The 14,256-nt window shown below is 73.1% G+C and carries 12 protein-coding genes; 1 reads left to right on the forward strand and 11 read right to left on the reverse strand.

Going from position 1 to position 14,256, the window contains the following annotated elements:
* The 10 genes from AB0N17_RS14580 to AB0N17_RS14625 all read right to left on the reverse strand — a co-directional run.
* The coding region (locus tag AB0N17_RS14580; RefSeq protein WP_366011814.1) for a helix-turn-helix domain-containing protein at window positions 1-73 on the reverse strand (73 nt) is incomplete at its 3' end.
* Window positions 74-107: 34 nt separating this feature from the next.
* The gene (locus tag AB0N17_RS14585; protein WP_366011653.1) at window positions 108-1,859 is read right to left on the reverse strand and encodes an FAD-dependent monooxygenase; all 1,752 of its coding nucleotides are present in this window, start codon (window positions 1,857-1,859) and stop codon (window positions 108-110) included.
* Window positions 1,860-2,011: 152 nt separating this feature from the next.
* A complete protein-coding gene (locus AB0N17_RS14590; protein ID WP_366011654.1) occupies window positions 2,012-2,467 on the reverse strand; it encodes a pyridoxamine 5'-phosphate oxidase family protein in 456 nt (151 codons plus the stop codon).
* Window positions 2,468-2,547: 80 nt separating this feature from the next.
* Window positions 2,548-3,606: a GntG family PLP-dependent aldolase gene (locus AB0N17_RS14595; RefSeq protein ID WP_366011655.1), complete on the reverse strand. Its 1,059-nt coding sequence runs from the start codon at window positions 3,604-3,606 to the stop codon at window positions 2,548-2,550.
* A gap of 6 nt (window positions 3,607-3,612) precedes the next feature.
* Window positions 3,613-5,016 carry an aldehyde dehydrogenase family protein gene (locus AB0N17_RS14600; RefSeq protein WP_366011656.1) on the reverse strand — a complete coding sequence of 468 codons (1,404 nt, stop codon included), beginning with the start codon at window positions 5,014-5,016 and terminating at the stop codon, window positions 3,613-3,615.
* A complete protein-coding gene (locus AB0N17_RS14605) occupies window positions 5,013-6,113 on the reverse strand; it encodes a hypothetical protein (RefSeq protein ID WP_366011658.1) in 1,101 nt (366 codons plus the stop codon). Before AB0N17_RS14605 ends, AB0N17_RS14600 begins: the two co-directional genes overlap by 4 nt.
* Window positions 6,052-7,896: an asparagine synthase-related protein gene (locus AB0N17_RS14610; RefSeq protein ID WP_366011660.1), complete on the reverse strand. Its 1,845-nt coding sequence runs from the start codon at window positions 7,894-7,896 to the stop codon at window positions 6,052-6,054. Before AB0N17_RS14610 ends, AB0N17_RS14605 begins: the two co-directional genes overlap by 62 nt.
* Entirely contained in the window at window positions 7,884-8,897 is a 1,014-nt protein-coding gene (locus tag AB0N17_RS14615; RefSeq protein ID WP_366011661.1) for an alpha/beta hydrolase-fold protein, read from the reverse strand. The genes AB0N17_RS14610 and AB0N17_RS14615 overlap by 13 nt, the downstream gene beginning before the upstream one ends.
* Window positions 8,894-10,300 carry an MBL fold metallo-hydrolase gene (locus tag AB0N17_RS14620; RefSeq protein ID WP_366011662.1) on the reverse strand — a complete coding sequence of 469 codons (1,407 nt, stop codon included), beginning with the start codon at window positions 10,298-10,300 and terminating at the stop codon, window positions 8,894-8,896. The genes AB0N17_RS14615 and AB0N17_RS14620 overlap by 4 nt, the downstream gene beginning before the upstream one ends.
* Window positions 10,300-11,667 carry an SUMF1/EgtB/PvdO family nonheme iron enzyme gene (locus tag AB0N17_RS14625; RefSeq protein ID WP_366011663.1) on the reverse strand — a complete coding sequence of 456 codons (1,368 nt, stop codon included), beginning with the start codon at window positions 11,665-11,667 and terminating at the stop codon, window positions 10,300-10,302. The genes AB0N17_RS14620 and AB0N17_RS14625 overlap by 1 nt, the downstream gene beginning before the upstream one ends.
* Before the next feature lie 341 nt (window positions 11,668-12,008).
* On the opposite strand from AB0N17_RS14625, the gene AB0N17_RS14630 reads away from it, so the two are divergent.
* On the forward strand, window positions 12,009-12,821 hold the full coding sequence (locus tag AB0N17_RS14630; RefSeq protein WP_366011664.1) for a phytanoyl-CoA dioxygenase family protein: 813 nt from the start codon (window positions 12,009-12,011) through the stop codon (window positions 12,819-12,821).
* A 37-nt stretch (window positions 12,822-12,858) separates the two neighbouring features.
* Here the strand turns inward: AB0N17_RS14630 and AB0N17_RS14635 are convergent, their stop codons facing one another.
* Window positions 12,859-14,139, reverse strand: coding sequence for an ATP-grasp domain-containing protein (locus AB0N17_RS14635; protein ID WP_366011665.1), 1,281 nt, complete (start codon window positions 14,137-14,139; stop codon window positions 12,859-12,861).
* Between the last annotated feature and the right edge of the window lie 117 nt (window positions 14,140-14,256).

The raw sequence follows: 14,256 nt of genomic DNA on the forward strand, positions 1-14,256 counted from the left end.
GCACGTCCTTGCTCGGGAAGCGCCGGTAGACCGTGCCGACCCCCACCCGCGCCCGCCGCGCCACGTCCTCCATCGGCGCGCCGTATCCCAGCTCGATCGCTTGCGGCTCAGCGGTCCAGCAGGGACCGGAACGCCTCCACCAGGACCAGCTCCGCGTCCGCGGCGCCGTCCGTGCTGCGCCAGGCCACGTGATGGTCGGGGCGGACCAGGAGCGCGCCGGCGTCACCGATCTGCCGGACGGCCTCCCACCCGCCGTCCACGTCGGCGTACTCCTCGCCGGCGCCGATGCGGGCCGTGACGACCGGAATGGAGAACTTCTCCGCCACCCGCGCCGCCGCCTCGCACCACGGCGTCCCCTCCGGGCCGGTGATCAGCGTGAAGTCGGTCCGGCTCGCCACGTCGAGGGTGGACAGGCGCTGGCCGTCCCGGGTGAGCCAGGCGTGCGGCAGCCGGTGCCCCGGGCGCGACGTCGGCGTGTGCTCGTTGCGCATCGGGACGACGGCCGGCGGCTCGGTGCCGTCGGGGAGGACCACGCCGTCCTCGTAGTGGAAGCCGACCTCCATGTCGAGCGACTGGCAGCCGCCCCGATGGGTGTGGAAGATCTCCAGGGCGCGCGCCCGCACGGTGTCGCCGAGCGGGGACGGGTCGAAGTACGCCTCCAGCCGCTGCCTGCGGCGTCCCGCCGGGATGTTGTGGCCGGCGCCGACGGCGTCGATGACCGCCTGGTGGTGGACGGCGGCGGACACGGCCCAGTCGACGTTCTGCCGGCCCACGGGGCGGCGCTCGGCCTCGTAGGTGTCGATCAGGCTGTCGGGCGCGCGGCCGCTGAGCACCGCGGCCAGCTTCCAGGCGAGGTTGTGGGCGTCCTGGACACCGGTGTTGAGGCCGAGGCCGACGGCGGGCGGCTGCTTGTGCGCGGCGTCACCGGCGATCAGCACCCGGCCGACCCGGTAGCGGTCGGCGAGGATCGCGTCCACGATCCAGTCCGTGACCTTGTGGACGGTGATCTCCAGGTCCGGTATGCGCAGCAGCTCGCGGATCCGGGGGACGACCGTCTCGGTGTCCCAGCGTCCGGGCGGGCCGGGAGCGAAGTGCAGACCCCACTGCTCGCAGGACTTGCCCCAGCTCGGCCCCATCTCGATGAGGTTGCTGGACAGATCGGGGTCCTCCGGGCTGAGGAAGTGCGTGATGAGCGTGCCCTCCTCCCACCACTCGGACAGATCGGCGGAGAAGTAGGCGGTGGTGGTGTTGACCAGTCCGGGCGGTCCCTGCATCTCGATGCCGACCGCCGGGCCGACGAAGCGGCCGCCGTCGGCGCCGATCAGGTACTGCGCCTTGACCGTGGTGATCTCCCCGGTCTCGGTGTCGCGCACCTCGGCCAGGACGTGGTCGCCCTCGTCGGAGAAGGAGGTCACCTCGTGGTGGAAGAGGATCCGCCCGGGGTTGCGGTCCTCCGCGTGCCGGCGCAGGATCGGCTCCAGCCACATCTGGGGCAGCTTGGCGGGCAGGACGGGCCCGGCCGCCGCGTAGGTCTCCTCCAGCTCCCCGCCGCCGAAGGCGTCCATCTCATGGATCAGGCGGCGGTCCAGCGGTCCGTCGCCGGCGAGCGTGGTCATCCAGCGCACCTTGCCGAACTTGTCCAGCGGTGCCGCCTGTGCGAGCACGTCCTCGGCGACGCCGTGCTGACGGTAGATCTCCATCGTCCGCTGGTTGAGGTAGTGCGCCTTCGGAATTCTGGACGTCTCCGGGTGCCGCTCCACCAGCAGGTGGTCGACGCCCTGGTCGGACAGGAAGACGGAGGCGGACAGACCGCATCCGCCGCCGCCCACGATCAGGACCGGAACCTCGATTGCTCCCATATTCGCCCTTCCAGAAATGACGGATGCCTAGCGCTCGCAGCGTGGCAAAACCCTCTTCAGCTCCGGTCAAGAACGGGTGGACTCCGCCGGTGCCGGCCGGTCACCCGCGTGACCGGCCGGCACCGGCGCGGTGAGGCGCCGGGGTTGTGGGATCAGCCGAGCCAGGCGCCGTCGCGCATGAGACCGCGCCCGGCCAGCTCGTTCGCCTCGCGCCAGGCCTGGATGCGGCGGGGCACGATCCGGAAGTACTGGTAGTCGTCGAGCTTGCGCGGGTCGAAGCCGGTCTTGTCCGCGAACGTGTCGGCCGTGTCCGCGCCCAGCTCGGCGACGTCCACCGGCTCCGCGGCCCCCTCGATGATCACGACGTCCCGGGTCGGCCCGACCCCGAGCCGCACCCGGCCGTCGGCCAGCAGGTTGCGGCCGGTGATCGAGGTGCGCGGCGTCGAGATGAGGATCGCGGTCCCGTCCCAGAGGTACGAGAGCGGAACGAGGTGGACGCCGGTCGAGCCGCCCGCGGTCGCCACCCACAGGTCGACGTCCTTCTCCAGGCGGGCGCGGGTGTCCCGCAGCCGCTCCTCCAGGCCGCGCGGCGGTGCTGCCTCCGTCATGCTTACTCCATCCATGTCGGTTGTTCCATGCGGTAGTTCATGTCATGTCTCGGGCCAGACAAGCACGTCGAGCACGCGTGTCACCTGAACGTGGACGCCGTTTCCGCCACGGCGGCCAGCGCCCTGACGGCCTCGCGGACGCCGATCATGTCGTGCGACCGGTGGGTCACGAAGCGCACGTAGCCGTTCGGCAGCGGCAGCACCCTGACCCCGTGTGCGGCCAGGCGCTCCGCACACGCGTCCGGGGTGAGCCCGGCGATCCGCGCCATGACGATGTTGGTCGGCCGGGGCGGGCGCAACAGCTCCACACCGCGTACCGACTCCAGCCCGGCGGCGAGCGCGGCGGCCGTCGCATGGTCGCCGGCCAGGTCGGGCAGCCGGCCGAGCGCGACCAGCGCGGGCGCCGCGACGACCCCCGCCTGGTGCAGCGATCCGCCCAGCCACGTCCTCGACTCGCGGGCCCGGGCGACGAGTTCGCGCGTCCCGCACAGCAGTCCGCCGACCGGCGCGCCGAGCCCCTTGGAGACCGAGAAGGTGACGCTGTCCGCCGGCTCCGCCAGCTCCCGCAGCGGGACGCCGAGGGCCACGGCCGCGTTGGCGAGCCGGGCGCCGTCCAGATGGAGGTGGGCGCCGTACCGGTGGGCCAGCGCGGCCACGGTGCGCGTCGCCTCGGCGTCGAGCGCGTTGCCGGACCACATCATGCTCGTGTTCTCGAGGCAGACCACGGTCGGCGCGTCCGCCCCGGCGGCCAGCAGGTCCTCCAGGGCGTCGAGGTCGGGCAGGCCGTCGGGACGCTGCTCCACCGTCTGCAGGCCGACCCCGCCGAAGCGGCGCAGCCCGTCCGCCTCCAGGAACGCGATGTGGCTGCCGGCGCCGGCGATCACCCGGGGCGCGGGCGATCCCGGGCCGGGCACGGCGAGCGGCGCGAGCAGGTTCGCCATGGTGCTGGTCGGGGTGAACAACGCGGCTTCGGTGCCGAGCAGTTCGGCGGTCTGCTCCTCCAGTGCGGTGACCGTGGGGTCGTCGCCGTACACGTCGTCGCCGACCTCCGCGCCGGACATCGCCGCCCGCATCCGGGCGTCCGGCACGGTACGGGTGTCGCTGCGGAAGTCGAGCCAGGGGAACGTGCCGTGATCCATCGCCGCCTACCTCCCCGTCCGGTGGGCCACCCAGACGGCGCGGGGCCTGGTGTAGCCCTCCACCGCGTGGACGCCCAGCTCACGGCCGTATCCGGACTGTCCCAGACCCGAGACGCTGACCGTCTCCTCGGTGTCCCCCCAGGTGTTGACCCACACCATGCCGGCGCGCAGGGCCCGGCCGAACCGCTCGGCCCGGTCGGCGTCCGAGGTCCAGACCGAGGCGGACAGGCCGTACGCGGTGTCGTGCGCGAGGGCGAGGGCCTCGGTGTCGTCGTCGAACGACGCGACGGACAGCACCGGGCCGAAGATCTCCTCGCGCCAGGCACGGCTGTCGTACGGCACGTCGTCCAGGACGACCGGGTGGACGTAGAACCCGCCGTCGAGGTCGTGCCGGACCGTGGAGCGGCCGGGCGGCAGGATCATCCGCGCGCCGCGCGCCGCCGCCTCCTCGGCCACCTCCACCGTGCGGTCGGCGGCGGCCCGGCTGATCAGCGGCCCCAGGTCGGTGCCGGGGTCCTCGGGCCGGCCGACCCGGAGGAAACCGGCCAGCTCGGCCACGCGCCCGACGAACTCCGCGTGCACCGCGCGGTCGACGATCAGGCGGCTGCCCGCCACGCACACCTGGCCGGTGTTGCCGGTGAAGCCGGTGACGACCGCCCGCGCCGCCGCGTCGAGGTCGGCGTCGCGGAAGACCACGACCGGGCTCTTGCCGCCCAGCTCCAGCGAGGCGGGCTTGAGGCCGTCGGCGCAGCGGCGCGCGACCTCGCGGCCGGCCGCCGTGGAGCCGGTGAAGGAGACCATGCCGACGGCCGGGTGGCCGCAGAGCAGCCGGCCCGGCCCGGCGCCGCCGTGGACGGCCGTGAGTACGCCCTTGGGCAGCACGTCGACGGCCCGTTCGACCAGACGGCCGAGCGACAGCGGGGTCTCGGGCGCCGGTTTGACGACGACCGTGTTGCCGTACGCGAGCGCCGCGGCGATCTTCCAGACGGCCAGCAGGAGCGGGTAGTTGTTCGGCACGATCGCCGCGCACACGCCGACCGGAACCCGGTCGGTGTACGTGCGCATGCCGGGCCCGGCCGGATGGGTCTCCCCCACCGGGTACCGGGCCGCCGCGGCGAACCAGTCGACGACCTCGGCGGCGAAGTCCACCTCGCCGAGGGCGCGTGCCGTGGGCTTGCCCGTGTTGCTGCGCTCCAGCGCGGCCAGCTCGTCGCGGTCGTCGCGCAGCAGCCGGCCGAGGTCGCGCAGCAGCCCGGCGCGGTGGGCCGGGGAGGTGTCCGCCCAGAACTCGTGGAAGGCCGCGTCCGCCCGGGCGACGGCGTCGGCGACGCCCGGCCCGTCGGTGTCCGGCAGGTGGGTGAGGGCCCGGCCGGTGGCGGGGTCGAGGACCGGCCGGCCCGCCGCGCTCATCCCAGCACCTCGGCCCGGCCGGCGAGCCGCAGCCCGGCGTCCAGCTCGGCGACCAGGCCGATGAACGCCTCCCGCCCGAGGCCCGCACCCGCGCTGCCGAGCAGCCTGAGGTCGTAGCCGTCGGGGTGCTGCCACCAGGCGTCGCAGGCCCCGAACTCGGTGCTCAGGTAGCCGAGATGGACCGGTCGGCCGTCGAGGTCGCGCAGCTCGTCGCTCGCCGGGTGCTTGTCCCGCTGCGGCGGGAACTCCAGCCGGCCGCCGCCGGTGCGCTGCGCCGTGAGCCGCACCTCGTCGCCGGACGCGGACAGATAGACGACGTCCAGCTCCCGTACGGCACGGCCGTCGCCGAAGGCCGCGGCGCTCTCGGCCCGGAACCCGCCCACCGACACCGGCACGCCCTGCCGGGTGAGGAACGCGGTGACGTCCGCCGAGGGGACCCAGTCGCCCTCGTGCTCCCGCCCGCGCCGGTGGAAGGAGAAGACACCGGTGGGCACCGACACCATGTCGGCCGGGTGCCGGGCCCAGTAGCTCAGCTCGGCGAACGGCGTGCCCAGCACCCGGGGCACCGCCTCCGGCACGGCCGGGCGCAGCGCGGCGAACAGGGCGACGATCTCATCGTCGGAGAACTCGCCCTCCAGCACCGACAGTTCGACGGTGGTCCGGGCCAGCCGGGCGCTGCCGGCCGGATGGCCCAGATAGTCGGTGCCGAGCCAGGCCACGCGTCCCTCGCCGATCCCGAACGGCCGGGTCTCGCTGCCCCACAGGCACGGGTGGTCCGCGGCCGGGAACGCCCAGTCGTACAGGAACTGCTTCAGCCGCAGCCGGCGGCCGCCGCCGGAGATCTCGGTGCGGTAGCCGGCCGGGTTGGCGTCGCTCCACGGGGTGCGGCCCACCGCGTCGACGCGTCCCGGGGGAGCTTCGCGGCGCAGTGTGCCGACGGCGGTGTCGCAGCCCTCGGGCAGGGCGGAGGGCCGCCACAGCACGAAGTTGCACCAGTCCTGGGCCTCGGCCTCCGTCAGCGCCGGGGGCACCGGGTCAAGGTCGGCCGCGCCGGCCAGAATCTGCCAGCGCCACGGAGGGACGGTACTGCTCACCATGACTCCTCGGGTCGGTTCTCAGCTCCGCGAGGTGGTCCAGCCAGGCGGAGGTCGATGCAAGGAACATCCATTCGCCGACGCCCAGTTCGGCACGGAGCCCGGCCGGCAGCGGCGGCAGCCCGAACGGGGAGCCGAGCCCGTCGGCCAGCTCCGCCAGCTGTCGGACGTAGCCGGGGTCGGTGGGGGTCGGGAAGCCCTGTTTGCGGCGGTGCCGCACCGAGTCGGGCAGCAGGTCGGCGAGGGCGTCCTTGAACAGCCCCTTGTGACTGGTGCCGGGCTCGCCGCGGTCCTTCAGGTGCTCGGGGCAGCGGAAGGCCAGCTCGGCGAGGGCGACGTCCTGGAAGACGGGACGGTCCTCCAGGGTGAAGGTCGCCGAGGTGGCGTCCACCATGTCGTTGACGTAGACCAGGAAGCGCCGCAGCAGGTGGTACCGGCCGCGTTTGAGCGGGGACGCCGTCTTGAGGTTCCGGTACTCGTCCATGGTGCGTTCCCACACCCGGTCGGTCACCGCCGTCATGTCGACGCCGAGTTCGCCCGCCATCCACGTCACGAGCCGCGCCCACACGGGCCGTTCGTCGGAGTACAGCTGATTCGTCAGGTAGTGGCGGCCGTGGATGTACGTGGGTGCGAAGGGGTCGACGACGGGGAAGTACCGGCCGGCCTGGTAACCCCACAGCTCGTCGGCTCCGTGCCCCGAGTAGACGACCACGTTCCGGTCGCGGGCGATGGTCCCGTACAGGTGGTGCATGGCCAGCTCGGCGCCGTGCAGCAGGGGCCGCATCAGCCGGGTGGGCAGCACCGGCACCAGGTCGGCGGCGGTGTGCCGGTCCAGGTCGCAGACGGTGAGCGGCACCCCGAGCCGGCCGGCGACCTCGGCGGCGTGCACCACGTCGTCGCCCGAGCCGCCGATGCCGTCCTCGTAGCGCAGCACGTACCCGTCGACGGGCACCCCGAGCGCGGTCAGGGCCGCCACGGCCGCGGTGCTGTCCACGCCGCCGCTGAGCACCGCCGCCCGCGGCACGTCGGACACGGACCGCTCGGCGATCGCCCGGTCGAAGGCGGCCCTGATCTCCTCGGCACCGACCAGGCCGTCCACCGGGGTGGGCTGCCAGTAGCGGTGCGTGCTCGTGCGCGGCCGGTCGACCACCAGGTACTCGGCGGGCTGCAGCGCCCCCACCCCGCGCAGCCAGGTGTGGTCGTCGGCCGCGTCCATCCGGATCCAGGAGCGCAGCAGGTACTCCTCCGGCTCCACCTCGGGGGTGACCAGGCCGGTGCGCAGCAGCACCCCCTGCTCGGAGGCGAACAGCAGCCCGCCGTGGACGCGGGCGTAGAACAGCGGCTTCACGCCGAAGTGGTCGCGGGCCAGCACCACACGGCCGGAGGCGGTGTCGTGCCAGGCGAGCGCGAACATGCCGGACAGCGGGCGCAGCGCGGCCGCCGGGTCGGACTCGCGGCAGACCTGCTGCAGCGCGAACTCGGTGTCACAGGTGGTACGGCGCGGCCACAGCGGCGGCGCGGGTGAACGGGAGCCGTAGACCTCGCCGTTGTGCACCAGGACGACCCGGCCGGTGGGGTCGGTCATCGGCTGGTCGCCCGCCTCGGAGCGGTCGCGCACCGCCAGCCGGGTCGCGCAGAGCATGACGGTGCCGCACTCCGAGACGTACGGGGCGCAGGCGCCCTCGCCGCGGTGCGCCATGGCGGCGGTCATGGTCCGGCCCAGCGCGTCCAGCCACGCCGCGTCCCGCCGTCCGTCCAGGCTGATGAAGCCCGCTATGCCGCACATGCGTCACGCTCCGGTTCCCGCCACACCCGCCACAGCTCGGCCAGTGCCTCGGCGAAGACGTACTCGATGCCGTGGTGTCCGCCCTCGTGCTCCCGGTAGAGGTGGGGGACGCCGTGCGCGTCGAGGGCGGTGTGCAGCGCCCGGACCCCCCAGTGCATGCCGTAGTCGTCGCGTTCGCCGACGCTGAGGTGGAACAGGCCGAGCCCGGCGAGCCGTCCGGCGTGGGCGGGCAGCATCCGCACCGGGTCGTGGGTGAGCCAGCGCTGCCACACCTCGTCACGGAACACGCCCGTCTCCGGGTCGCAGGGCAGCGCGTCCGCCGGGGTGGTCCGGGGGTCGTCGGCGTAGCACATGCCCATCGCGACGAGGCTCATCGCCACCATGAAGGGCACGTCGTGCGGGCCGCTGCCCCGGCGCGCCAGCAGGGCGTCGACGCCGCCGGCCGCCCGCACGGTGTCGAGCGTGGCGGGCAGCAGCGGCAGATAGCAGTGCTCGAACCCGGCGTCGGGCGAGAAGGCGAGCACCGACCCGAACAGCTCGGACGTCATGCCGGCGACGAGCGCGCCGTAGCCGCCGCTGGACTTGCCCGCGACGGCGCGCCACGCCGGCTCCGGCCGGGTGGCGAACCGCCGGTCGACCTCGGCGACGACCTCGGCGAGGTGGCCGGCGTACCGGCCGGAGGCGGCGGAGTCGATGTACTGCGAGCCGCCGTAGGCGGTGGTGCCGTCGGGCACGACGAGCAGCGCGGGCGGCACCCGGCCGTCCGCCATCGCCTCGCGGAGCCGGTCGGCGACGGACGCGCCGAAGGCGAGCGCCCGGCCGCCGAGACTGGGGTGGGCGCCGAACCCGGGCAGCCAGTACACGACCGGGTAACGCCGCACGCCGTCGTACCCCGGCGGCAGGTGCACCTCGATCCGGCGGCGGTGCGGGTCGCCCAGCGGGTTGTCGCGCAGGCAGGCACTCTCGTGGTCGAGCAGGACCGCTGCGGGCGCGTCGCTCATGTGCCGCTCGCCTCCCGCAGGGCCCGGTCCACGTGCCGGGTGTAGAACGACGGGTGGTGGAAGACCGCGGAGAGCAGCACGCCGTCGCTCGCCCACAGGGCGAAGGAGCTGCCGAACAGCAGGTCGGCGTCGAGCATGGCCTCCAGCGTGCTCGCCGCCATCTCGGTCCAGCCCTCGGCGCCGGTGACATGACCGCGGGCCGGTCCCGCGCCGAGCCGGGTGACGCGGTCGGCCACCGGGTCGAGCAGGAACGACGTCTCGCTGCCGTCGTCCTCGTACAGGGAGACGACGTGCCGTCCGGCGCCGTCGTCCAGGGCCCGGTACCAGTAGTCGGTCGCCACCAGCCGGTCCAGGACCTCGCGCAGCAACTCCTCGCCGGCGCGCGTCTGCCGGCCGTACTTGTCCAGGGAGGCGTCGAACGGCGGCACCTGGGTGTCCGGGTCGAGGGTGACCTCGGCGTACACCGCGTCGAAGTCGTACGCCCCGGGCGCGACCGGGCCGTCGGCCGGTACGGCCTTGCCGCCGGCCACCTCGATGACCTGGCCCGGGCCCCACAGCAGCCCGTCGCGGCCCAGCTCGTCCAGGCGGCGCAGGGCCTGGACCGGGGAGAGCGGGAAGATCGTCCGGTTGCACCAGGAGTAGTCGCGCTCGCCGTCGCCGCTGATCCGCCAGCCGAAGGAGGAGGGCACCGTCACGGCCGCGGGGATCGCGTCGACGTACCGGTCGAAGTTGGCGAGGGCACGGGCCCGGGCCCCGTCCGGGTCGGTCACCGGGCGGCGCTCGGTGAGCACGCCGGGCGGCGACATGCTGTGCGCGGGGACGAACACGGCGTCGAGGCGGGGCGCGTCGTCGCGGCGGAACGCCGCCACGGTGTCCTCGTGCAGCAGGGCGTCACCGCACAGCATGACGGCGGCGTCGTCCGTCTGCACCAGCACGCTCATCTCCGGGAACGACACGGCCGAGGGGAACGTCCGCAGGGTCGCCCCGCCCAGGGTGACCGTGTCGCCCGGCGTCACCGGGTGCAGGCGCTCGAAGCCGAAGCGGCGCAGTGTCCAGGCGATCGCCTGGTGGCCGAGCCCGGAGGCGGTCAGCTTCGGCGGCACCGGGCCCGCGGGGTAGATGCAGGTGACCCCGGAGCTCTGCCGCGGGCTGTCGTCGAAGTCCACGTCGGCGCCGTCGACCAGCCGCAGCAGCGAGGGGAAGTGGTGGTGGTCGAAGTGGTGGTGGCTGAGCACCACGTAGTCGACGCCCTCGTCGAGCACCCGGGCGACCAGGTCGTCCGGCAACGGCGGGTGGTGCTCCCAGAACCGGTCCAGACGCTGGGTGAGCCACGGGTCGAAGAGGATCCGCTCCGTCCCCGTCTCGACGAGGACCGCGGCATGGCCGAGGGAGGTCAGACGCATCAGTCGCTCGTCTCGTACACGCAGCGGAAGCCGACCTCCATGTGCCGGTCGGTGATCAGGTCCTTGCCCCGGTAGAACGTGGTGAGGCAGGCCGGCGGCGACGTCCAGGTGCCGCCGCGCAGCACGTGGAAGGCCTCCTTGCGGTTCATGAAGTCCAGCGGGTGGCGGCCCTTGAAGAAGGGGTCCATGTCCTCACCCGTGTAGAAGTTGGTCCGGGTCAGCTCCCAGACGTTCCCCGACATCTGCAGGACGCCGTACGGGCTCGCGCCCTCGGGCAGGGCGTCCGCCGGCAGCACCGGGTGCGCCGGGTTCTCCCCCTGCTCGATGGTGACCAGCAGTGCCTCCAGGGAGTCCAGGTCGGCCACGGCCTCGCCGAAGGACCGCTCCACGTAGTTGACCCGGGCGGGGTCCCAGTCCTCGCCCCACGGGTAGCGGCGGCCGTCCACGCCGCGTGCGGCCTTCTCCCACTGGATGTCGCTGGGCAGGGAGCCGCCCGCCCACTTCGCGAAGGCGTAGGCGTCGTACCAGTCGATGCCGACGACCGGGAACTCCGGCGCGTTGAAGCGCGGGTCGTGCCAGTGCGCGGGGCGGTGCGACCGCTCCAGCGGCTGGTCCGGGTGGTCGAACTCACCGGAGTCGCCGGCCTCTTCCAGGAACCGGCGGTAGCGCGCGTTGGTGACCGTGGTGCGGTCGATGTGGAAGGCGGGCACGTCGACGGCGCGCAGCGTGGTGTCGTCCTGGGCCATGCGGAAGGCGTCGGGCTGCTCGTTCGCGCCGATGATCGCCGGGCCGGCCGGCACCAGGACGACGTCCTCGTGGCTCCGGGTCCGCTTGCGCGCGGCGTCGATGCGGGACCGCATGTCCGAGAAGTACTCGTCCTCGAGACGGCGCAGCTCGGCGGGGTCGCGGGTGCCGAAGACGGCGATGAGGGCGCGCTTGGTGAGCGCGGCACCGCAGCCGACGGGCTTGCGCGCCCAGTCGGGGCGCGTGAAGTTGCTGGGCCAGCCGGAGATGCGGATGAGGTCGGGCACGGCGGCGGAGATCCGGTGCTCGGTGATGACCTTCAGCGCGGTGAACGCGACCCAGTCGACGGTGTCGTGGGTCGCCGCGGCCACGGCGGCGTCGGCGGCGGGGACACCCGCGTGGTGCGCGGCCAGCAGCCGCACCGCGCCGGCCCGCACCGGCCACTCCGGGTGGCCGACCACGACACTGGCCAGCAGGGGGATCCCGTCGGCGGTCCTGCCCTTCTCCTCGGCGAGGTCGACGACACGCCCGACCGACGCCCAGTAGCGGTCGTCCGTGGAGTCGTCGATCGCCAGCAGGTCGGCGGGAATGTCGATGACGTGTGAAACGCGATTACCTACCATCTCAACCTCTCTCGGACGACGTGCCGCCCGCACGGAAATGCGTGGCACGCAATTCCATACGGGCGGCGGGTCTTGCTCGTCAGCGGATTACCACTTGCTGGTCTCCTGCTGAGCGTCACGGGTCTCGATGAAGTCGCGGTCCGACATACTTCTCTCCCTTCGTCACATTGTTGTGTGGCCAAACGGCCTCACGACTCGGAAGAATACGCAGGGCGCAGAAGACGCGGCAACGGCCGCGAGCCGCGCGCTTGAACATGCGGAAAGCGCGCACTTGAACACGGAGAATGGGCGCGCTTGAACATGCGTAATAGGGCGCGCTGAAACATGCGGAAAGGGAGAAAATGACGGTTGACATCGAATCCCGCGGCCTGCGGGAGGACGGCTTCGTACGGCTCCCCGCGGTCGCGGACGACGACGCCCTCGCCCGGCTCCGAAGCGCGGTGGGCCGGCTCGAGGACCTCGCGAGCGGCCGTACGGTCTCGTCCGGCGACTTCGTCCTGGAGGCGGCCGGCATCGGCGGCTGGGCGGCCTGGCAGCAGGATCAGGAAGCCCTCACCGGGGTGCTCCGGATGGCGGGCAGCATCCACCGGCACGTGCCCGAGTTCGACGCCGTACAGGAGTCGCTGGGGCTGGCCGGCGGGCCGGTCGCCCGCGTCGCCGGCACCGCGGGCACGCTGGTGAACTCCTTCCTGTGGGCCAAGCCGGCCGTGGTGGGCTCGGCGAAGCCCTGGCACCAGGACATGGCCTTCGCCCCGCCCGGCTTCGACCCGGAGGAGCACGCCATCCTGACGGTCTGGATCGCGCTCGAGCCCGCCACCGAGCGCAACGGCTGCCTGGAGTTCCTCCCCGGCTCCCACCTGCACGGGCTGTTCCCGCACTCCGGCGACAAGGAGCGCGAGCCGGGCCAGCCGGCGCTGACCGACGCGGTCGAGCCGCACGTCGCGGACGCTCTCCTGCCCCGTGGGAGGGACGCCGTCGCCGTGCCCCTGGCGCCGGGGTCGGCCGTCATGTTCGACGGCATGGTGCTGCACCGCTCGGCCCCCAACACCACCCCCAACGAACCGCGCACCGCCGTCAGCTTCGTCTACAAGGTGCCCCGGCCCGCGTGGACGCGGACGCGGTGGGAGCCGGCCGCCGCCACCGCGGGCCGGTGACGTTCGACTGCGGCGGGGCGGCGGTCGAACGGTGCCCTCAGGAGCCGGCCTCCTCGCGGTCGAGGACGTAGAAGCCGGTGCCGTCGAGATGGCGGATCGTGTTCAGGTCGCGCTGCACGACCTCCTCGAGGTCGTGCAGCAGCGTCACGACGACCGGGAAGGTGAGGTCGTCCACCGTCCGGGCGATCTCCTGACCCGGTTTGACCAGCGCGACGAGCGCGTGGAAGCTCTCCAGCCGCTCGATCTCCTCGATGCCCCGGTACTCGCTGAGCACGCCCCGCACCGGCGAGACCATGCCGTAGATCGCGCAGTGCTTGCGCACCGTGTACGGGGTTCCGGCGCGGGCGTGGAACCGCTCGGGGCGCAGGAAGGCGTCGACGGTCCACTCCAGCTGCGACTCGCCGATGCCGAGGCCGGCGCTGGCCGGGATGCCGCCGCCGGCGATCCGGGCGCCGACCTCCACCAGGCACGGACCGTCCGGAGTCAGCCGGATCTCCAGGTGCGCCGGGCCGTGCCGGATGCCGACGGCGTCCAGGACCTCGAACGCGTAGTCCCTGAGCGCCGCGACCTCCCGGCTCTCCGCGTCGATCAGCGACAGCGCGTCGCAGAGGTCGACGACGCCGTTGCGGCTGACCCGGGCGGTCCGCCAGATGTCGCACACCTGGTGCCGGCCGTCCCGGCTGACGGTGTTCACCATGTACTCGGTGCCCGGCAGGTACTCCTGCACCACCGCCCCGTTGTTGGGCTGCGAGAAGACGTCGTCGGCGTCGGCGAGGGCGCGGAAGGCCGCGACCGACTCCTGAGGCGTGTCGCAGAAGGAGACGCCCTGGCTGCCCGCGCTGCGCGGCGGCTTGACGACGACGCGTCCGCCGAGCTCGCGGTGCCAGGCGGCCAGCTCGTCGGCGTCGGTGGCCCGCAGCTGCCTGGCCGCGCGCAGCCCGGCGGCGCGGATCGCCTCGACCATCAGGTGCTTGTCGCGGCGCGCGGCGCTCAGGCCGGTCGGGTTGCCGGGCAGACCGAGCCGCTCCGCCAGCAGGTCGGCGAGCTCCACCCCGATCTCACCGCCCGAGAGCACCGCGACCGGCTCGAAGGCGGCGACCGCGGCGACGGTGGTGTCCAGGTCGCCGTCGTGCACGATGTTCGCGACGAAGTCGTCGGGCACGAAAGGTGCCGTCCGGTAGACGAACGGCACCTCGCGCGTGCTTTGCACGCGGACGATGGAACAGCCCTGCTTCCGGAATTCAAGAACGAGTGATCGGACCGCCGCGTAGGCATCGACCAGCACGACGCACGGGCGGCCTTCAATGGTTTCTGTCATATGTTCAAGATAGACAGAGTCCACCCTCGCTGAAATCTGTTCATCTCTGACATTCTCCAGCCCTGGAGGAGGTTAGGATGACATCTTTTATCGCGCGGCTCCGCTCGCCGCATTTCA

Source organism: Streptomyces sp. NPDC051133 (assembly GCF_040682635.1).
In the GTDB taxonomy this organism is placed as follows: Bacteria; Actinomycetota; Actinomycetes; order Streptomycetales; family Streptomycetaceae; genus Streptomyces.